Annotated in this window: 17 protein-coding genes; 14 read left to right on the top strand and 3 right to left on the bottom strand. The window is 64.9% G+C overall.

Annotation, left to right across the window (positions count from 1 at the left end; translation table 11 throughout):
* The first annotated feature begins 63 nt into the window (after nt 1-63).
* From araG to AC1D08_RS02810, 14 genes are all read left to right on the top strand, one after another.
* Nucleotides 64-1,575 (top strand): L-arabinose ABC transporter ATP-binding protein AraG, encoded by a 1,512-nt coding sequence (gene araG, locus AC1D08_RS02745; RefSeq protein ID WP_457150115.1) that lies wholly within the window; start codon nt 64-66, stop codon nt 1,573-1,575.
* An 11-nt stretch (nt 1,576-1,586) separates the two neighbouring features.
* Nucleotides 1,587-2,537 (top strand): L-arabinose ABC transporter permease AraH, encoded by a 951-nt coding sequence (gene araH / locus AC1D08_RS02750; RefSeq protein WP_477225178.1) that lies wholly within the window; start codon nt 1,587-1,589, stop codon nt 2,535-2,537.
* A 24-nt stretch (nt 2,538-2,561) separates the two neighbouring features.
* On the top strand, nt 2,562-3,341 hold the full coding sequence (locus AC1D08_RS02755) for an SDR family oxidoreductase (protein WP_457150117.1): 780 nt from the start codon (nt 2,562-2,564) through the stop codon (nt 3,339-3,341).
* A 274-nt stretch (nt 3,342-3,615) separates the two neighbouring features.
* Nucleotides 3,616-4,788, top strand: a complete 1,173-nt coding sequence (ssuD, locus tag AC1D08_RS02760; protein ID WP_457150118.1) for an FMNH2-dependent alkanesulfonate monooxygenase — start codon at nt 3,616-3,618, stop codon at nt 4,786-4,788.
* Nucleotides 4,785-6,239 (top strand): FAD/NAD(P)-binding protein, encoded by a 1,455-nt coding sequence (locus AC1D08_RS02765; RefSeq protein WP_457150119.1) that lies wholly within the window; start codon nt 4,785-4,787, stop codon nt 6,237-6,239. The genes ssuD and AC1D08_RS02765 overlap by 4 nt, the downstream gene beginning before the upstream one ends.
* A 166-nt stretch (nt 6,240-6,405) precedes the next feature.
* Nucleotides 6,406-7,509 carry a dimethylsulfone monooxygenase SfnG gene (gene sfnG / locus AC1D08_RS02770; protein ID WP_457150120.1) on the top strand — a complete coding sequence of 368 codons (1,104 nt, stop codon included), beginning with the start codon at nt 6,406-6,408 and terminating at the stop codon, nt 7,507-7,509.
* A gap of 124 nt (nt 7,510-7,633) precedes the next feature.
* Nucleotides 7,634-8,566 carry an ABC transporter ATP-binding protein gene (locus AC1D08_RS02775; RefSeq protein ID WP_457150121.1) on the top strand — a complete coding sequence of 311 codons (933 nt, stop codon included), beginning with the start codon at nt 7,634-7,636 and terminating at the stop codon, nt 8,564-8,566.
* The gene (locus AC1D08_RS02780; RefSeq protein ID WP_457150122.1) at nt 8,563-9,462 is read left to right on the top strand and encodes a branched-chain amino acid ABC transporter permease; all 900 of its coding nucleotides are present in this window, start codon (nt 8,563-8,565) and stop codon (nt 9,460-9,462) included. The genes AC1D08_RS02775 and AC1D08_RS02780 overlap by 4 nt, the downstream gene beginning before the upstream one ends.
* Before the next feature lie 3 nt (nt 9,463-9,465).
* Nucleotides 9,466-10,506, top strand: coding sequence for a branched-chain amino acid ABC transporter permease (locus AC1D08_RS02785; protein ID WP_457150123.1), 1,041 nt, complete (start codon nt 9,466-9,468; stop codon nt 10,504-10,506).
* An 80-nt stretch (nt 10,507-10,586) separates the two neighbouring features.
* Complete coding sequence (locus tag AC1D08_RS02790) at nt 10,587-11,924, top strand: ABC transporter substrate-binding protein (RefSeq protein WP_457150124.1); 1,338 nt, start codon at nt 10,587-10,589, stop codon at nt 11,922-11,924.
* A gap of 82 nt (nt 11,925-12,006) precedes the next feature.
* Complete coding sequence (locus AC1D08_RS02795; RefSeq protein WP_457150125.1) at nt 12,007-12,798, top strand: ABC transporter ATP-binding protein; 792 nt, start codon at nt 12,007-12,009, stop codon at nt 12,796-12,798.
* Between the two features lie 24 nt (nt 12,799-12,822).
* Entirely contained in the window at nt 12,823-14,070 is a 1,248-nt protein-coding gene (locus AC1D08_RS02800) for an SfnB family sulfur acquisition oxidoreductase (RefSeq protein WP_457150126.1), read from the top strand.
* Between the two features lie 62 nt (nt 14,071-14,132).
* On the top strand, nt 14,133-14,693 hold the full coding sequence (msuE, locus tag AC1D08_RS02805) for an FMN reductase (RefSeq protein WP_457150127.1): 561 nt from the start codon (nt 14,133-14,135) through the stop codon (nt 14,691-14,693).
* A gap of 114 nt (nt 14,694-14,807) precedes the next feature.
* Nucleotides 14,808-15,293, top strand: coding sequence for a hypothetical protein (locus tag AC1D08_RS02810; protein ID WP_457150128.1), 486 nt, complete (start codon nt 14,808-14,810; stop codon nt 15,291-15,293).
* Between the two features lie 15 nt (nt 15,294-15,308).
* On the opposite strand, the gene AC1D08_RS02815 is transcribed toward AC1D08_RS02810, so the two are convergent.
* Genes AC1D08_RS02815 through AC1D08_RS02825 form a run of 3 tightly spaced genes read right to left on the bottom strand, consistent with a single transcriptional unit; the run spans nt 15,309 to nt 18,989 of the window.
* Nucleotides 15,309-15,848 carry a hypothetical protein gene (locus AC1D08_RS02815; protein WP_457150129.1) on the bottom strand — a complete coding sequence of 180 codons (540 nt, stop codon included), beginning with the start codon at nt 15,846-15,848 and terminating at the stop codon, nt 15,309-15,311.
* Nucleotides 15,841-18,726 (bottom strand): sarcosine oxidase subunit alpha family protein, encoded by a 2,886-nt coding sequence (locus AC1D08_RS02820; protein WP_457150130.1) that lies wholly within the window; start codon nt 18,724-18,726, stop codon nt 15,841-15,843. Before AC1D08_RS02820 ends, AC1D08_RS02815 begins: the two co-directional genes overlap by 8 nt.
* Nucleotides 18,723-18,989, bottom strand: coding sequence for a sarcosine oxidase subunit delta family protein (locus tag AC1D08_RS02825; RefSeq protein WP_457150131.1), 267 nt, complete (start codon nt 18,987-18,989; stop codon nt 18,723-18,725). The genes AC1D08_RS02820 and AC1D08_RS02825 overlap by 4 nt, the downstream gene beginning before the upstream one ends.
* Nucleotides 18,990-18,993: the final 4 nt, after the last annotated feature.

Here is an 18,993-nt window from a genome sequence, read left to right on the forward strand (position 1 = left end):
GTACAAACAGGCGGCGGCTCATCCCGCCGCCTGTTTGTCATGGCACAACAAGGATCGACGCCCGTGTCCTTTCTCGACTTCTCGCGCATCACCAAGACCTATCCGGGCGTCAAGGCACTGTCGGACGTCTCGTTCGGCGTCGACAAGGGCGCCGTGCATGGCCTGATGGGCGAGAACGGCGCCGGCAAATCCACCCTGATCAAGATCCTGTCCGGCGACCAGCATGCCGACGCGGGTGAGATAAGCATCGACGGCAAGGTCCAGGCCTATGCCTCGACCCGGGATGCCTTCGACAACGGCGTCATCGTCATTCACCAGGAACTGCAGCTCGTTCCCGAGCTCACCGTTGCCGAAAACCTCAGCCTCGGTCGCTTTCCCGCCAGCGCCGGCATCATCGCGCGCACCAGGATGCTGGACGACGTCGGCGCCAAGCTGAAATCGGCCGGCATCGACATCGACATGTGCCGCAAGGTCAAGACGCTGTCCATCGGCGAACGCCAGATGGTCGAGATCGCCAAGGCGATCATGCTCGACGCGCGCGTCATCGCACTGGACGAGCCGACCTCGTCGCTGTCGTCGCGCGAAAGCGAAATCCTGTTTGCTCTGATCGATCGGCTGCGCGGCGAGGGCAAGGTCATCATCTACGTATCGCACCGATTGGATGAGGTGTTCCGGCTTTGCGACAGCCTGACCGTGCTGCGCGACGGCAAGCTGGCGGCGCACCACATTTCGCTCAAGGGTGTCACCCGCGACCAGGTCGTCGCTGAAATGGTCGGCCGCGAGATTTCGGACATTTGGGGTTTTCGCCCGCGCACGGCAGGCGATATCAGACTGAAGATCGAGACCCTGTCCGGGACAAAGCTGAGGACGCCGGCCAGCTTCGAGGCCCGCGCCGGCGAAATCGTCGGCTTCTTCGGCCTGATCGGCGCCGGGCGCTCGGAACTGATGCGCCTGGTCTTCGGCGCCGATCCGCGCTCGAGCGGCGCCATCATTGTCGACGGCAAAGGGATCCACGCCACCGATCCGCATGGCGCGATCCGGGCCGGCGTCGTGTTGTGTTCGGAAGACCGTAAGCATGACGGCATCATCCAGGGCCGCTCGATCGAGGAGAACATCAACATCTCGTCGCGCCGCCATCACACACGCTTTGGCGTGCTCAACCGCGCCAGCGAGATCGCGACCGCCGAAACATTCATCAAGAAGCTCAAGGTGCGCACGCCGTCGCGCAAGCAGGACATCATCAACCTCTCCGGCGGCAACCAACAGAAGGTCATCCTCGGCCGCTGGCTGTCCGAGCAAGGTGTGCGGGTTCTCATCGTCGACGAGCCGACGCGCGGCATCGATGTCGGCGCCAAATCGGAAATCTACGAACTGCTCTATCAGCTTGCCGAGGACGGCATGGCGATCGTCGTCGTCTCGTCCGAACTGCCGGAGGTGATGGGCATCTGCGACCGCATCCTGGTGATGTGCGGCGGCCGCATCAGCGCTGAACTTAACCGCCACCAGTTCGCCGAGAAGGCGATCCTGGCCGCAGCCCTTCCCGACAAGAAAACCCCCGACGCGATCGCATCCTGAGGACCTCTGCCATGACCGACCGGTTGAAGAAGATCCTGCTCGGCGAACAGGGCCTCGTCGTCATCTTCGTCGTTGCCTTCGCGCTGGTGTCGGCTCTGGTGCCGAACTTCCTCACCGACCGCAACATGCTCGGCCTGCTGCAGTCGGTGGTCACAGTCGGCATCGTCGCCTGCACCATGATGTTCTGCCTCGCTGCGCGCGACTTCGACCTGTCGGTCGGCTCCATCGTCGCCTTTGCCGGCATGGTCGCGGTGATGGCGTCGAACGTCACCGGTTCGATCCTGCTTGGCCTTCTTGCGGCAATCGCCTGCGGCGCCTTCGTCGGCTTCATCAACGGCGTCGTCATCGCCAAATTCCGCATCAACGCGTTGATCACCACGCTGGCCACCATGCAGATCGTGCGGGGCCTTGCGCTGATCGCATCCGACGGCCGCGCCGTTGGCATCAACAGCCCGGATTTTTACCAGCTGGCGCTGTCGAAACTGCTCGGCATACCGACGCCGATCTGGGTGCTGGCCGTTCTCTTCGGCATCTTCGGCTTTGTCTTGAACCGCACTGTCTTCGGCAAGAACACGCTGGCCATCGGCGGCAATCCGGAGGCCTCGCGGCTGGCCGGCGTCAATGTCGACAGGACGCGCATCTGGATCTTTACGCTCCAGGGCGTCGTCTGCGGCATCGCCGGCATCCTGCTCGCGTCACGCATCACCTCCGGCCAGCCCAACGCGGCGGTCGGGCTTGAGCTTTCGGTCATCTCGGCCTGCGTGCTCGGCGGCGTCTCGCTCGCCGGCGGCCGCGCCACCATGTCGGGCGTCATCGTCGGCGTGCTGATCATGGGCATCGCCGAAAACGCCATGAACCTGCTCAACATCCCGGCCTTCTACCAGTACATCGTGCGTGGCGTTATCTTGCTCCTGGCGGTGCTGCTCGACAATCTGCGCTCGTCGGCACTGGGCCGGCGTTGACCGTCTTCGACTGGAGCAACAAGAATGGCTGAGCGCCTGTCCGGCAAACGCATCTTCCTGACAGGGGCCGCGCAAGGCATCGGGCTCGCCATCGCCGAAGCCTGTTTGGCCGAAGGGGCGAGGTTGTTCCTGGTCGACCGCGACAGCGCGTTGCTGGACAAGGCAGTTGCTGGCCTCGCCGCACCGCAAGGTCATGTAGGGCATTCCGCAGCCGACATCAGCGATGGGGCGGCGATTGCCGCGGCTGTCAGCCGGGCAAACAATGAAATCGGCCCCGTCAACGCGCTGATCAACAATGCCGGGGTCAATGTGTTCTCGACGCCGCTCGACACCAGCGAGGAGGAGTGGAACCGCAATTTCGATGTCAACGTCAAGGGCGCCTGGAATTGCAGCAAGGCAGTCTTGCCGGGCATGATCGCAAGCGGCGGTGGCGTCATCCTCAACATCGCCTCGACGCACAGCTTCACCATCATTCCGCATACCTTCCCCTATCCCGTCGCCAAGCACGCGCTGCTCGGACTGACCAAATCGCTGGCGCTCGAATATGCGGCGCAGGGCGTGCGCGTGAACGCGCTGGCGCCGGGCTATGTCGAGACGCAGAAGGCCATCGACTACTGGAGCAGTTTTCCTGATCCGGTGGCAGCGCGCGCCAACACCATGGCGCTGCATCCCGGCGGCCGAATCGCCTCGACGCACGAGATCGCGCTCGCCGCTGTGTTCATGATTTCCGACGAGTGCCCGTTCATGAACGCGGCCACCCTCGTCGTCGATGGCGGGCTGAGCCAGCTGCAGCATCCCGCCTGAACGCCAGGGAATGATCACAACCAAGAGACGATCGCAGCACGGGTTCGGTGGGCAAAGGGTTGAACCGGGTTGGCGCCACCACCTGAGGAGAGAAATTCTAATCGCCGTCGCGCATTTAGAATAAACTAACTCTACAGAATTTATAGAATAAGCAATCTGCACTGGCGATCTGGTTTCCACCCGGACAGGACCCCGCCATGCCCAACCTTTTGCGCTCGCCCTCAATTCCGTCTGGCATAGTCGGCCAATGTCGTCAGACCGCGGGAGGCAGGTCATGACGCGGGACATCCCTGACCGCATCAAGGTGCTCTGGTTCCTGCCGACGCATGGCGACAGCCGCTATCTCGGCACATCGGAAGGCGGCAGGGCCGTCGACCTGCCCTATCTGACGCAAGTGGCAAAGGCAGCCGACACGCTGGGTTATTACGGCGTGCTGTTGCCGACCGGCCGGGCCTGCGAGGATTCCTGGGTGATCGCCTCGGCTCTGGTGCCGGCGACCGAGCGGTTGCGCTTCCTCGTTGCCGTGCGGCCCGGCCTGCAATCGCCGACGCTCGCCGCGCGCATGACCGCGACGCTCGACCGCATTTCCAACGGCCGATTGCTGATCAACGTCGTCACCGGCGGTGATCCGCTGGAGAACAAGGGTGACGGCATCTTCCTGTCGCACGCCGAGCGCTATGAAGTGACGCAGGAATTCCTGCAGATCTACAAGCGCGTGCTGAGCGGCGAGACGGTCGAGCACGAAGGCAAGCATTTCCGCGTCGAGGATGGCCGGCTGCTGTTTCCGCCGGTGCAGACGCCGTACCCGCCGCTCTATTTCGGCGGCTCCTCCGACGCCGGATCCGTGGTGGCGGCGCAGGAGATCGACAAATACCTGACCTGGGGCGAGCCGCCCGCCGATGTCGAGCGCAAGCTGGACGGCGTGCGCGAACTGGCCGAGAAGGCCGGCCGCAAGCTTTCCTTCGGCATCCGCCTGCATGTCATCGCGCGTGAGACGACCGAACAGGCCTGGGCCGCGGCGGACAGCCTGATCAGCCGGCTCGACGACGCGACGATCGCCTCGGCGCAGAAGGTCTTTGCCCGCATGGATTCGGTCGGCCAGGCGCGGATGAGCGCACTGCACGGCGGCAACCGCGCCAAGCTCGAGATTGCACCCAATCTGTGGGCCGGTGTCGGCCTGGTGCGCGGCGGCGCTGGAACAGCGCTTGTCGGTGACCCCGACACGATTGCCGAACGCATCGACGAGTACCGGCGCCTCGGCATCGATACCTTCATCCTGTCCGGCTATCCGCATCTCGAAGAAGCCTACCGCTTCGGCGAATTGGTCCTGCCGAAACTGCCCACCGATCATCCGGTGAAGGCTGCCGGCTCGTCGGTCAACACCGGCCCGTTCGGCGAGACCATTGCCGGCGACCACCGGCCGAAGTCACTCGCCAGCGCCTCGTGAACGCGCTCCCCCCGACCCGTCGGTTGCGCGTCGCCATCACCGGTGGCGGCTTTTCCGGCGCTGCGGTGGCCTGGCATCTGGCACAGGCATCTCGGTCGGAGCGCCTGTCGATTTCCGTGATCGAGCCGCGACCGGCGCTCGGCGGCGGCCTTGCCTATTCCAGCGAGGAGCCCGCGCACCGGGTCAATGTCCCGGCGCTCAGAATGAGCATGGCTCCCGATGATCCGCAGCATTTTGCGCGCTGGTTGAGCCGTGATGGGGAACTCGAACGCGATCCGGACGCCATCTGGAAGAATGGCGACGCCTATCCGCGTCGGCGCGTGTTCGGTCGCTACGTCGCCGAGCACCTCGCTCCCTGGCTCGGTTCGGGCGCGGTGCGTCATGTCGGCGGTCTCGCCACACATGTCGCACGTGACACGGATGGCAGGGGCTGGACCGTGCACACCACCAGCGGGCCGGTCGCCGCTGACATCGTCGTCCTGGCGGCGACGCATCCGCTGCCCAATATTCCCGCCGCATTGACCTCGCTGGCGGAGGCGCCGGGATTCATCGCCGATCCGTACGCTCCTGCAGCACTTGCCGGGATCGGGCGAGAAGCGTCGGTGCTGATCGTCGGCTCCGGACTGACCTCGGCCGACATGGTTGCCGAACTCGATCGTCGCGGGCATCGCGGCCGCATCCTGGCGCTGTCTCGCCGCGGGCTGCGCTCGCGCGGCCACCCTGACATCAGGGGTGAGGCCTTCGGCGACTTTGCGTCCGAGCCGGCCACGACGGCGCTGCTTCTGCTCAAGACCATCCGTGCGACGCTGGCAGCGGCACAGGCAGCCAATGTCAACTGGCAGTCCGTCTTCGACCAGCTGCGCCAGCAGGGACCGGTGCTGTGGGCAGCACTTGCCCCGCCCGAGCGGGCAAGGTTGGTCCGCCAGCTGCGCGTGTTCTGGGACGTGCATCGCTTCAGGATCGCACCGCAGGTCGCGGCCGTGCTCGACCGCCGCCATGCAGCCGGCACAGTCGACAACATCGCCGCCAGGCTTGTCGCATCGAACCATGAGGACGCGAGGCTGGCGGTCAGCTTTCAACGGCGCGGGCAGACACGGATCGAGACGGCCCGCTTCGACGCGGTCATCAACACCACGGGCCCGGCGCATGGGCAGGCACTACAGAACAACCCGGCACTGCGCTCGCTGACCGAGGCCGGGCTGATCGGGGCCGACCCCTACGGGCTCGGTATCGAGACAAGTCGCGACAGCCGCGCCGTTGCCCGGGACGGCAGGGTGGTCACGACGCTCTTTGTCGCCGGTCCGCTGGCACGGGGGACTTTCGGCGAACTCATGGGCCTGCCGGAGGTTGCCCGCCACGCCCAGGCGGTCGCGGCCGAGATTGCAAAGCTGCTCGACACGCCAGCCGAGGCCGTCGGCGCCACTGCCGCGCACGGTCTGGTCACGGACTGACAACCGGAAGCCGGGTTGGCCGCGCAAAATTGGTATTTCCGTCCCGAGAGGGCACTAAAAACGGAAAATCCTTCTTTGTATATATATTCTATAAACATAATAAATATTGGCGAAACCCGGCTGCGGTCGGATCGATCAACGACACAGCCTGAAGGGGAGACAGTTCATGGCACACGCAGAGACCGACGCGATCAAATTCGCCTACTGGGTGCCCAATGTTTCGGGCGGCCTGGTGATCTCCAACATCGAGCAGCGCACCAACCATTCGGCTGAATACAATCGCAAGCTGGCGCAGATCGCCGAGAAGGCCGGCTTCGACTATGCGCTCAGCCAGATCCGTTTCACCGCCGGCTACGGCGCCGACGAGCAGCATGAGTCGGTGGCGTTCAGCCATGACCTGCTGGCGGCGACCACCACGCTCAAGGTCATAGCGGCGATCCTGCCCGGACCGTGGAATCCGGCGCTGGCGGCCAAGCAGATCGCCACCATCAGCTACCTGACCAACGGCCGCGTCGCCATCAACCTCGTTTCCGGCTGGTTCCGTGGCGAGTTCCACGCCATCGGCGAGCATTGGCTCGACCATGACGAGCGCTATCGCCGCTCGGAGGAATTCATCCGTTCGCTGCGCGGAATATGGACGCAGGACAGCTTCACCTTCCGTGGCGATTTCTATCGCTTCAACGAATATTCGCTGAAGCCGAAGCCGCCGCATCCGCTGCCCGAAATCTTCCAGGGCGGCTCGTCGCGCGCCGCGCGCGACATGGCATCGCGCGTTTCGGACTGGTACTTCACCAATGGCAACACACCGACCGAGATCGCCAAACAGGTGGATGACATCCAGGCCAAGGCAAAGGCCAACAACCATTCGGTCAAGGTCGGCGTCAATGCCTTCGCCATCGTCCGCGAAACCGAGGACGAGGCGAAGGCGGTGCTCGCCGAAATCATCGCCAAGGCCAATCCCGAAGCGGTCAACGCCTTTGGCCATGAGGTCAAGAATGCCGGCAAGGCCTCGCCGGAAGGTGAGGGCAACTGGGCGAAATCGTCCTTCGACGATCTGGTCCAGTACAATGACGGCTTCCGCTCGAACCTGATCGGCACGCCGAGGCAGGTCGCCGAGCGCATCGTCGACCTGAAGCGCGCCGGCGCCGATCTCATCCTGCTCGGCTTCCTGCACTTCCAGGAAGAGGCAGAGTATTTCGGCAAGCATGTCATCCCGCTCGTTCGCGAGCTGGAAGACAGCGAGGCGGCAGCCTCGCTGGCGGCGGAATAGCCACCCTGAAAGGTTGGCCGGACAGGCGCCGGCCAACCCACGAATGAAGCTTGCCCGGCGCGCTCGATCCTTCGAGCGGCAGCGAGGATTTGCGCGCCTGAGGGTGCAATCGAGGACGATTGGAATGCCGTTGCCAAGTTATGCCCTCGGAGCGATGGAGGCTTCGGTCTATGCGCCGGAAATCTTGGCGCGCGGCCTGCCGTCAACTCTGCCGCCAGTGCAGCCAGCCGAAGACCGCGCCGAGCACACAGGGCTTGCCGCGCAAGCCGCCCCACTGCTTTCACTTCAGGGCATCGGCCTGTCGTTTGGCGGCGTCGTCGCACTGGCCGATATCGACCTGTCGGTTCTATCAGGCGAGATCCGCGCCATCATCGGCCCGAACGGCGCCGGCAAGAGCTCGCTGATCAACGTCATCAGCGGCGTCTACCGGCCGGATCGCGGTCATGTCCTGCTCGACGGGATCAGTCACGCCCAGGTCCCGACGCAGCGGCTGGCGCATCTCGGCGTCGCCAGGACCTTCCAGAACCTTGCCCTGTTCAAGGGCCTCAGCGTCCTCGACAATGTCGCCTCAGGCCTTGCCTACAAGGTCGGCTCCAACTTTGCCGGCCAGGTGCTCGGCATCGGCCGCTCGCGCGGCGAGCAGCGCGACACTCTGAGCCGCGCCGATCAGATCCTCGAATTCCTCGACCTCACCGCCGTTCGCGATCGTCTTGTCGGCACCTTGCCGTACGGATTGCAGAAGCGGGTCGAACTTGCCCGCGCGCTGGTCGCGCAGCCGCGCCTGCTTTTGCTCGACGAACCGATGGCCGGCATGACCGCGAGCGAAAAGAGCGAGATGGCGGGCTTCGTGCGTGCCGCGCGCGACCGCTTCGCCACCACCGTCGTGCTGATCGAGCATGATGTCGGCGTCGTCATGGGCCTGTCCGACCGCATCGCCGTTCTCGACTACGGCCGCAAGATCGCCGACGCCACGCCCGACGAAGTCAGGAACGACCAGCGCGTCATCGATGCCTATCTCGGCGTCGCCTCGGACAATGAGGATGGGGCAGGCATATGATCGCCGACTTCGATTATCAGTTCTTCATCGAAGTGCTCGTCGGTGGCCTGCTCTCCGGCGTCATGTACTCGCTGGTCGCCATCGGCTTCGTGCTGATCTACAAGACCTCAGGCGTGCTCAATTTCGCGCAAGGCGCGCTGCTCCTGTTCGCGGCGCTCACCTTCGTCAGCCTGGTCGAACGCGGCATCCCCTTCGCGCTGGCGCTGGTGGTCACCTTCACCATCATGGTGGCGATCGGCATCGCCATCGAGCGCACCGTGCTGCGGCCTCTCACCAACAAGCCGCCGATCACGCTGTTCATGGCCACGCTTGGCCTCTCCTACATCATCGAGGGCGCCGCCCAGTTGATCTGGGGCACGCAGGTCCACGGCCTCGATCTCGGCATCGAGGACGTGCCGCTGGAAATCGGCGGCGTGCTGATCAGCCAGTTCGATATCTTTGCCGCCGTGGTGGCCGCCGGCATGGTTCTGCTTTTGTCGTTGTTCTTCCGCTACACCCGCATCGGCCTCAGCTTTCGCGCCGTCGCCGACGACCAGTTCGCGGCCCTCGCGGTTGGCCTGCGCCTGCCCTTGATCTGGGGCACCGTCTGGGCGGCGGCCGGCCTCGTCGCGCTGGTGGCAGGTTTGCTCTGGGGGGCTCGCCTTGGCGTGCAGTTCTCGCTGTCCCTGGTGGTGCTGAAGGCGCTGCCGGTGCTGGTGCTCGGCGGCTTCGATTCCATCCTCGGCGCCATCGTCGGCGGACTGCTGATCGGCGCCAGCGAAAAGCTCGCCGAGGTCTATATCGGCGACTATTTCGGCGGCGGCATCGAGAGCTGGTTCGCCTATGTCGTCGCGCTCGTCTTCCTCTTGATCCGTCCTTCCGGCCTGTTCGGCCAGAAGCTCGTCGAAAGGATCTGAGCCATGACCGCGATACCAAGCGATTTCTCCTCCGCGCCGGTGCTGCCGAAATGGACCGCGCCCGTCCTGCTGCTCGCCTTCGCCTACGGCGTCGTGCCATTGATTGGCTCGAGCTACCTGTTCGAGGCCATCCTGCTGCCGTTCCTGGCGCTCAGCCTCGCCGGCGTGGGCTTGAATATCCTGACCGGCTATGCCGGCCAGGTTTCGCTGGGCAGCGCCGCCTTCATGGCGGCGGGCGCCTTCGCCGCCTATAATTTCAACCTGCGGGTCGAGGGCCTGCCGCTGATCGGCAGCATTGTCCTGGCCGGTCTGGTCGCGGCCGCGATCGGCATCGTCTTCGGCCTGCCGAGCCTGCGGCTGAAGGGCTTCTATCTCGCGGTTTCGACGCTTGCCGCACAGTTCTTTGTCCAGTGGGCGCTGACCAAGTTCAGCTGGTTCTCCAACGACTCGGCGTCCGGCGTCATCGATGCGCCAAGACTATCAATAGCCGGCTACGCTCTCGATGGCGCCGTCGGCCGTTATCTCTTTGCGCTGACCATCGTCGCCGTCCTCACCTTCCTTGCTTATCGGCTGGTGTCGTCACAGACCGGGCGCAACTTCATCGCCATCCGCGACAATGAAACCGCCGCCCGCATCATCGGCATCCCGGTCCTGAAGACCAAGCTTCTGGCCTTCGCCATCTCGTCCTTCATCATCGGCGTCGCCGGCGTCATCTGGGCCTTCGCCTATCTGCGGACCGTCGAGCCGGATGGTTTCGACCTCGATCGCTCGTTCCAGATCTTGTTCATCATCATCATCGGTGGCCTGGCCTCGATCCGCGGCGCCTTTTTCGGTGCCGCCCTCATCGTGGTCTTTCCGCTCGCTCTGTCTCGCCTCGGCGGCTTTCTGTTCGGCGATCTCTTTGACTCGGGCGTGCTCGACATGAGCCAGCGCATCGTGCTGGGCGCGCTCATCATCCTGTTTCTGATCCTCGAACCCGACGGGCTGGTGGCGCTGTGGGACAGGATCCGAAGACGGCTCCTGTTCGCCTGGCAGTCGACATGAGCTGATCCGGGGCAACCGCCCCGAACTGAAAATGAACCAGAGGCCGGACCCAAGACGGCCCATACCGGGAGTACCTAGCCATGACCTTCCTGAGCACCATCAAGGCGGCGGCGCTGTCCGCGGCGATGATCGTGTCGGTGGCCTTGCCCGCCGCCCACGCCAACGAGCAATATTTCCCTCTGCAAAGCTACCGCGTCGGGCCCTATGCGGCCGGCGGCACCGGCTTCTTCGGCGGCTTCATCGACTATCTCAATCTCATCAACATCCGCGACGGCGGCGTCAACGGCGTCAAGCTGACCTGGGACGAATGCGAGACCCAGTATGAGGTCGAGCGCGGCGTCGAGTGCTACGAACGGCAGAAGAGCCATGCCGGCGCCGCCGCCTGGAACCCGCTCTCGGTCGGCATCGCCTACGCCATGATCGACCGCATCACCGCCGACAAGGTGCCGCTGATCACCGTCAACCATGGCCGAACCGACTCCACCGACGGCCGTGTCTTCCCTTACGTCTTCCCGCTGCTGCTCAATCCCTACAGCGAGACGTCCGGCATCGTGAACTACATCGCCTCGAAGGAAGGCGGCATCGACAAGCTCAAGGGCAAGAAGATCGTCGTGCTCTATCACGGCTCGCCTTACGGCAAGGAGACCATCCCGATCTACGAGTTGCTGGCGCAGAAATACGGCTTCACCGTGCAGCAGATCGAGGTGCCGCATCCCGGCAACGAGCAGCAGTCGCAGTGGCTGACCATCCGCCGCGCCAAGCCGGACTTCGTCGTCCTGCGCGGCTGGGGCGTGATGAATCCGGTGGCGTTGAAGACGGCGGTCAAGGTCGGTTATCCCGTCGACCATATCGTCGGCAATGTCTGGTCGAATTCGGAAGAGGACGTGATCCCGGCCGGCGACGCCGCCAAGGGCTACACCGCCATCACCACGCAGGCCTCCGGCAACTCCTATCCGGTGGTGCAGGAGATCGTGAAGACGGTCTACGACGCCGGCAAGGGCAATCTGGAAGACAAGTCGCGCATCGGCTCGGTCTACCACAACCTCGGCATCGTCAACGGCATCCTCAATGTCGAGGCGATTCGTGTTGCGCAGGAGAAGTTCGGCCATCGCACACTGACCGGCGACGAGGTCCGCTGGGGCTTCGAACATCTCAAGCTTGATCCCGCCAAGGTCGAGGCACTCGGCGCCAAGGACCTGTTCCATTCGATCAATGTCAGCTGGGACAATCACGAGGGCGAGGGCTACGTGACCTTCCAGCAGTGGGACGGCAAGAAATGGAATGTCGTCTCCGACTGGATCGCGCCGGACTGGGCTCTGCTGCGGCCGATCATCGAGAAGTCTGCCGAGGCCTATGCCGCGGAGAAAGGCATCAAGTTGCGCACAGCCGATGACGCCGATGCCGTGACCACCAACTGATTAATCCAAGACGGGCGTCACGGCCAGTTTTCCGCGACGCCCGGCCCATTTCCGGTTTTCGAACCACGGGAAGTAAGAGCTCATGCCAAACGATGACGTCATTCTTGTCGTGGACGCAGTTCATGCGACCTACAACCACGCCATCACCGCCTTGCACGGCGTCAGCTTCGAGCTCAGGCGCGGCGAGATCCTGGCGCTGCTCGGCGCCAACGGCGCCGGCAAGACCACCACGCTGAAGGCCGTCTCCAACCTGCTGCCGGCCGAGCGCGGTCAGGTCAATGCCGGCACCATCCGCTATGACGGCAGCGATGTCTCGCGCCGCCAGCCGGGCGATCTGGTGCGCGCCGGGCTGGTGCAGGTGCTGGAAGGTCGGCATTGCTTCAAGAGCCTCACGGTCGAGGAGAACCTGGTCGCCGGTGGCATCGGCCGCAGCGGCCGCCGCGCCGAGATCAACGGGGATCTCGAGCGGATCTACGGTTATTTCCCCCGTCTCAAGGAGAAGCGCCGGACCCTGTCCGGCCTCACCTCTGGCGGCGAGCAGCAGATGACGGCCATCGGCCGGGCGTTGATGTCGCGGCCGCGTCTTCTGGTTCTCGACGAACCGTCGATGGGGCTCGCGCCGCTCATCGTCCAGGACATCTTCCAGACGCTCCGGAAACTCAACCGTGAGACCGGCCTGTCGATCCTGGTCGCCGAGCAGAATTCGGCGGTCGCACTTAGATATGCCGACCACGCCACGGTGCTCGAAAACGGTGTCTCCGTTCTCTCTGGTGCGGCTGCCGAGCTTCGCCAGCGTGAGGATGTGCGTGCCTTCTACCTGGGGCAACAGGCATCGCCGGCCGCCAAACCAGCTCACCTCCATGCCGTTGCCTGAACCGAAATACGAAGGAGCAGTAAAATGACCGTCTCGACCGTCAAGACCGACCACGCTTCCGCCGCCGTGCCGCCAGTCGCAAGGCCAACCGCGTCGGCGCACATCATCAAGGACGACGCCGAAGCAATTGCCATCGCCGAAGCGCTCGCCGCCGAATTCGCCAGGGATTCCTCCCGGCGCGACCGCGAGCGGATCTGGCCCGTTGCCGAACTCGATGCGTTTTCGCAAAGCGGCCTGTGGTCGATCAATGTGCCGAAGGCATTCGGGGGTCCCGAATTGTCCTATGCCACCCTCGCCAGGGTGATCGAGATCATCTCGGCGGCGGATTCCTCGATCGGTCAGGTTGCGCAGAACCATCTTGGTGTCGTCGCCGCCATTCGTACGGTGTCGGATGCGGATCAGCAGAAGCTGCTGTTCGCCGAAGTGCTGAAAGGCACGCGGTTCGGCAACGCCTTTTCCGAGTTCGGCTCCAAGCGCGCCGCCGATTTCGAGACCCGCTTCACCGATGCCGGCGATCATGTCGTCGTCAACGGCCGGAAATTCTATTCGTCCGGCGCGCTGCTCGCTCATCTGGTGCCGATCGTGGCGCTCGATGACGAGGGCCGTGCCTGGTATGCGATCGCCGACCGCGCCGCGCCCGGCCTGACGGTCATCGACGACTGGTCGAGCTTCGGCCAGCGCACGACGCTGTCCGGCACAGTCATCATCGACAATGTCAAGGTGCCGAAGACGCATCTGGTGCCCGGCTACAAGGGCTATGACAAGCCGACCGCCGACGGCGCCATCTTCCAGATCATCCAGGTGGCGGTGGACACCGGCATCGCCCAGGCGGCGATCGACGAGACGGTCAGTTTCGTCAGGACCAAGAGCCGCGCCTGGATCGACAGCGGCGTCGACAATGCCTGGGACGATCCCTACACCATCCAGGCCATCGGCGACCTGACGCTGCGCCTGCACGCTGCGCAGGCGCTGCTGGAAAAGGCCGGCCTGGCGATAGACCGGGCGGTGGCCGAGCCGACCGCCGAGACGGTGGCGCATGCGCAGATCGTCACCGCCGAGGCGAAAATCTTGTCGACGGAAATCGCCATCGCCGCCACCAACAAGCTGTTCGAACTGGCGGGAACCCGCTCGACGCTGGCCGAGCACAATCTCGACCGGCATTGGCGCAACGCCCGCACGCACACGCTGCACGATCCGGTGCGCTGGAAATACTCCATCCTCGGTAAGTATTTCCTCAACGGCGAAAATCCGCCGCTGCACGCCTGGAGCTGATTTTTCCACCGGCGGGCACAGGTTCGCCGCATCAGACATCGATCATCAAGAGGCCCACTGCCATGTCAAATCCAACAGTCGTCGGCTTTTCCGGCAACATCACCCGGCCGTCAAAGACGCGCGCCTTCGTCGATCTGGTCACTAGGGACATAGCAGCCCGCCACGGCCTGTCGGCGAGCACCTATGATATCGAGGATCTTGGTTCTTCGCTGGGAACGGCAAGATGGGCTCGCGATCTCGACAGCCAGGCGCGCACAATCCTCGAGGAAATCCTCGCTGCCGACGTGCTCGTCGTGGGGTCGCCGACCTACAAGGGCAGCTATACCGGCCTGTTCAAGCACTTCTTCGACCTGATCGATCCGGCCGCGTTGCGGGGAAAGCCCATCCTGTTGACCGCGACCGGCGGTGGCGAGCGCCACGCCTTGATCGTCGAGCACCAGCTGCGGCCGCTGTTCGGCTTCTTCGAGGCCTTCACGCTGCCCACCGCCGTCTACGCCACCGACAAGGATTTTACCGACGGCGTGCTGCGCTCCGATGCCATCCTGAAGCGTGCTGCTCAGGCGGTGGACGAGGTCGGATTCGTGCTGGCCAACCGCTCGGCAGGCAGGATCGCCGCCGAGTAGCATTCCGCCGACGGATTGCGACGATAATTCCTGTGGGCGGTGGCCTCGCTTACGCGCAATTTACGACCGCCCGCTACATCTGTTCCCGTCTGATTCGTCTGGGACAGGAACGTCATGAGCAAAGCCCTCACATCCTTCGCACTGGTCGCGGTGCTGACCGCATTGCTCATGGCGTTGAGCCTGGCCGTGGCCAGGCACGGCTATCCCTATGGTGCGATCGGCGTCAGGCGGCTCGATGGCATTGCCGATGCCGGAACATTCATACCGCTTGCCGCGGTCTATTTCTTCAGCGCCCTGCTGATGATGATCCTGCCGATCAGGGCGGCCAGCATCGTTCTCACCCATGCCGCCGATGCGGTCTTCTGGACCGTGATCGTGCTGTTTGCAGCCATCGTCGGCTGTCTCGCCGCCAGATGGGCCTTCGGCCAGGGCAGCGCCGTGTGGGCGCTGCTCAACTGGCGGTTCCTGTTTGCCGCAGCGATCGTCGGTTGCCACTTCGTCTTGAACGAGTTGCGCCGCAATGTGCTGCTGCGCAGCCTGTTCTTCGTGGTTTTCGCCGCTGCGACGCTGGCCTGCCTGTTCTGGTCGTTCTCACTCTGATCAGATCATAGCCGGCTAGTTTCCTGACCCGGCGGTGATGTTGCTGGCTGCCGTCTTCATCCATGTCCAGAGATAGGCGGCAAGCCCGCGATCGACATGAATACGCAGCCTGCCCTGATGGCGATAGACAACGGCGCTGATGCCGGCGAAGGAAAGTGCCGCACTGGCACTCGCTTGCTTGGGGTCGAGTGTCGTCCCACGGGCGATGAAAGCGTCGAGCGCCGAGCCTTCGACCTCGAACACCTGCAGCCCGGCGCTGATCGCCGTCACCGCGAAGCCTTCTGCGTGCCAGCCCATCGCGACGGCGAGTGGGCTGTTCGACACGACGAGCAGCCGGTCGCGCGCCAGCCGCGCCGCATGGCGGTCGCCTTGCGCTGTGCCAAAGGCACCGACCCCATTTCCGTCCAGGCCGGACGCCCGCGACCAGGCGTCGAGGTCGCCGCTGACCAGCAACTGATTGAGGCCGGCGGTCGCGCGCGCCATGAGGCCGGGTGCCGTGATGACCGCCGACTGCCAGTCGGGCGCGACAGACCATTTTTCAGCGAGATCACGCATGCAGCCGGTCTCCTGCCGGGTCGAAGGCGCAAGGCGCGGCAATCGTCGCCTTGCTGACCTTGCCGAGGTGCTGGATGTCGATCGTCTCGCCGTGGCGGGCGGCGCCGCGTTCGATCAGCCCAAGTGCGACCGGACGACCGAGTGCTGGGCTCTGGTAGCTCGAGGTGACAAAGCCCTGGCTGCGCAATCTGCCGTCGCTCCGCCTGACGCCATGCGCGCCGGTCGGCAGCGGCGCTTCGCCTTGCGGCACTGTCAGTCCGACAAGCTGCAGGCGGTCGCCGCGCGAAGCCTCCTCGGTGAACAACGAGCGGCGGCCGACGAATTCGCCCTGACGTTTGGCGCGCGGACCATCGACGCCGAGGTCATTCGGCAGCGTGGTGCCGTCAGTGTCCTTGCCAATGACGATAAACCCCTTCTCGGCCCGCAGGATCATCAATGCCTCGAGGCCGATGACAACGGCGTCGAACGCCTGGCCGGCATGGCGCAGGTGCGCCCACAGCGGCTCGGCGCGATCAGCCCGGATGGAGATCTCGTAGCTCCTGTCGCCGGTGAAGCTGACGCGGGCGATGCGGACCTCGTCACTGGCATAGGAGCCATGGCTGACCGCCATATGCGGCAGGTCGGCATCGTCGAGCGAGAGGCCGAGATCCAGCGTTTCGAGCAACTTCCGGGCGTTAGGCCCGGAAACGGTCAGAGTCGCCATTTCGGCGGTGGCGTTGTGGATGTAGACGGCGCCGCGCCCGAAGCGGTCCTGGCGCCACTCCTCGAGCCGCGCATGCACTGCAGCGACATGCGAGGACGAGCACGACACCACGAAGCGATGCTCGTCGAGCCGAACCAGCACGCCGTCATCGAAGACCACGCCATTCTCCGACAGCATGAAGCCATAGCGGCAGCGGCCGGGTTTCAGCGTCGACATGGTGTTGTAGTAGATGAAATCGACGAACTCGGCCGCCTTGGGTCCGATCACCTCGATCTTGCCGAGCGTCGAACCATCGAACAGCGCGACCGACTGGCGAGCGCGCCGCGCCTCGTCCGCGATAGAGCGTTCCGCGTCGGCGTTGCCGCCATAGTGAGCCGGGCGCAGCCAGCCGCCATACTCCTGGAAGACGGCGCCGCTGGCACGATGCACGCTCTCGAGCGGCAGCCGGCGCACCGGCGCCATCAGTTCGCCGGCGCGCGCGCCGGCGAAGCTCTCCAGCGGCACCGGCGTGAACGGCGGGCGATAGGTGGTGGTGCCGACCTCCGGCACCGTGCGGCCGGTGATCCCGGCCATCAGCGCCAGACCCGGCAGGTTGGAGGTCTTGCCCTGGTCGGTCGCCATGCCGAGCGTCGTGTAGCGCTTCAGATGTTCGACCGAGACGAAGTTTTCGCGTGCCGCCAGTTCGACGTCCTTCACCGTCACGTCGTTCTGGTAGTCGATCCAGACGCGTCCCTTCGAGCCGGGCATCGGCCATGCCGCGAGAATGCCGCCCGTCGCTTCCGGCCCGGTGCTGCGCGGTACTGCCGTGGTCGTTTGGCCACGCGATGCAATAGCCTTGCCGGCGCCAGCAAAAACCTCCGACAAGGAAACCGCATCGGCTGCGGCGCCGGCCACGGCGATACCGTAGACCGGATCGCCGGGCAGGAAGGCGGCGCGCGCCTCGCTCCAGGCGAGCTTGCCCCTGGCCTGGCCGAAGAGATGAATGGTCGGCGACCAGCCACCCGAAACCAGCACGCAATCGGCATCCAGCCTGGTGCCGTCATCGAGGGTCACGGCTTGGACACGCAACATGCCCTGCGCGGCGGCGAGGCTGCGTCCCGCGATCAGCCGGACATTGGCAGGCCCGGCGGGCGTGTCGTCGCGCCGCAGATCGACAAGCGTGACTTCGGCGCCGGCCGTGGCGAGCGCCTCCGCCACTTCATAGGCGCTGTCATTGTTCGTGGCGATGACGATCCTGCGGCCGACCAGCACCGCATGCCGCCTGAGATAGGCGAGTGCGGCATCCGCCGACATGATGCCCGGCAGGTCGTTGTTGGCGAAGGGCAGCGGCCGCTCGATGGCGCCGGTCGCCAGCACGATCTGGCGCGGCCTGACCCGCCACAGCGTGTCCGGCCGTCCGTCGCGATGGCGCTGGTTCAGGCCGACCAGATTGTGGTCGTAGATGCCGAAGGCGGTGGTCGAAGACAGGACCAGGTGACCGGCTGCGGCAAGCTCCGCAACCACCTCCTCGATCCAGTCGGCGACCGGCTTGCCGTCGATCTCACCAGTCCGGTGGCCGAGCGATCCGCCCGGCCTCAGTTGGTCGTCGACCAGCGTGACGGTGAGACCCGCGCCGGCCGCCAGCCTTGCCGCCGCCAACCCGGCCGGTCCCGCGCCCACCACCAGCACGTCGCAATGGTGGTTGATCTGGTCGGCTGTGCCCTGCGATGTCCAGTCCGTATCGACCGTGCCCAGCCCCGCCATGGCGCGGATGCGCGGCTCGAACATGTGCCAGTCTGGCCACATGAAGGTCTTGTAGTAGAACGCCGCTGGAATGAAGCGGGAGAAGCGATCGAGGAAGGCGTTGCGGTCGCTCAATGCATTGGGCGTGGCGTTGACGCTTTTCGCCACCAGCCCCTCGCGCGCCGCCTCGGTCGTGGCTCGCGTGTTCGGCGTCGCCGGCACGCTGCCGCCGATATCGACCAGTGCGTTCGGCTCCTCGACGCCGGCGCCCCAGATGCCGCGCGGCCGGTGATACTTGAAGCTGCGGCCGACGACCGCGACATCGCCGGCCAGCAGCGCCGAGGCGATGGTGTCGCCGGCAAAGCCGTGCACGGTGGCGCCGTCGAAGCTGAAGCGGACCGGCCGCGACCGGTCGATCGCGCTGCCGCCGGTGGCGAGGCGCGAGGCGGTCACGCTGCGTGCTCCCCACCGAGAGCGGTTGAGGACAGCACCGTGTGGGTGACGGTGTCACGTTCCATGACGAAGAACTCGCCGCAGTTCATATGCACCCAGATTTCGCGCGCGGTGCCTTTGGGGTTGGAACGCAGATAGAGGTAATCAGCCCAGCGCTCGACCGGCACATCGACGCCATCCGGCCGCGTGTTGCCGGCATCGCCGCCATAGTGGAACTCGGTTTCGTCGCGCGGGCCGCAGAACGGGCAAGGGAAAAGCTGCATAAAG

The sequence above is a fragment of the Mesorhizobium sp. P2_E6 genome, assembly GCF_056403835.1.

What these genes read in the sequence shown, in the direction of transcription:
- araH (WP_477225178.1), top strand. Translation starts at nt 1,587, where the DNA reads ATGACCGACCGGTTGAAGAAGATCCTGCTCGGCGAACAGGGCCTCGTC.
- AC1D08_RS02755 (WP_457150117.1), top strand. Translation starts at nt 2,562, where the DNA reads ATGGCTGAGCGCCTGTCCGGCAAACGCATCTTCCTGACAGGGGCCGCG.
- ssuD (WP_457150118.1), top strand. Translation starts at nt 3,616, where the DNA reads ATGACGCGGGACATCCCTGACCGCATCAAGGTGCTCTGGTTCCTGCCG.
- sfnG (WP_457150120.1), top strand. Translation starts at nt 6,406, where the DNA reads ATGGCACACGCAGAGACCGACGCGATCAAATTCGCCTACTGGGTGCCC.
- AC1D08_RS02775 (WP_457150121.1), top strand. Translation starts at nt 7,634, where the DNA reads ATGCCGTTGCCAAGTTATGCCCTCGGAGCGATGGAGGCTTCGGTCTAT.
- AC1D08_RS02780 (WP_457150122.1), top strand. Translation starts at nt 8,563, where the DNA reads ATGATCGCCGACTTCGATTATCAGTTCTTCATCGAAGTGCTCGTCGGT.
- AC1D08_RS02785 (WP_457150123.1), top strand. Translation starts at nt 9,466, where the DNA reads ATGACCGCGATACCAAGCGATTTCTCCTCCGCGCCGGTGCTGCCGAAA.
- AC1D08_RS02790 (WP_457150124.1), top strand. Translation starts at nt 10,587, where the DNA reads ATGACCTTCCTGAGCACCATCAAGGCGGCGGCGCTGTCCGCGGCGATG.
- AC1D08_RS02795 (WP_457150125.1), top strand. Translation starts at nt 12,007, where the DNA reads ATGCCAAACGATGACGTCATTCTTGTCGTGGACGCAGTTCATGCGACC.
- AC1D08_RS02800 (WP_457150126.1), top strand. Translation starts at nt 12,823, where the DNA reads ATGACCGTCTCGACCGTCAAGACCGACCACGCTTCCGCCGCCGTGCCG.
- msuE (WP_457150127.1), top strand. Translation starts at nt 14,133, where the DNA reads ATGTCAAATCCAACAGTCGTCGGCTTTTCCGGCAACATCACCCGGCCG.
- AC1D08_RS02810 (WP_457150128.1), top strand. Translation starts at nt 14,808, where the DNA reads ATGAGCAAAGCCCTCACATCCTTCGCACTGGTCGCGGTGCTGACCGCA.
- AC1D08_RS02815 (WP_457150129.1), bottom strand. Translation starts at nt 15,848, where the DNA reads ATGCGTGATCTCGCTGAAAAATGGTCTGTCGCGCCCGACTGGCAGTCG.
- AC1D08_RS02825 (WP_457150131.1), bottom strand. Translation starts at nt 18,989, where the DNA reads ATGCAGCTTTTCCCTTGCCCGTTCTGCGGCCCGCGCGACGAAACCGAG.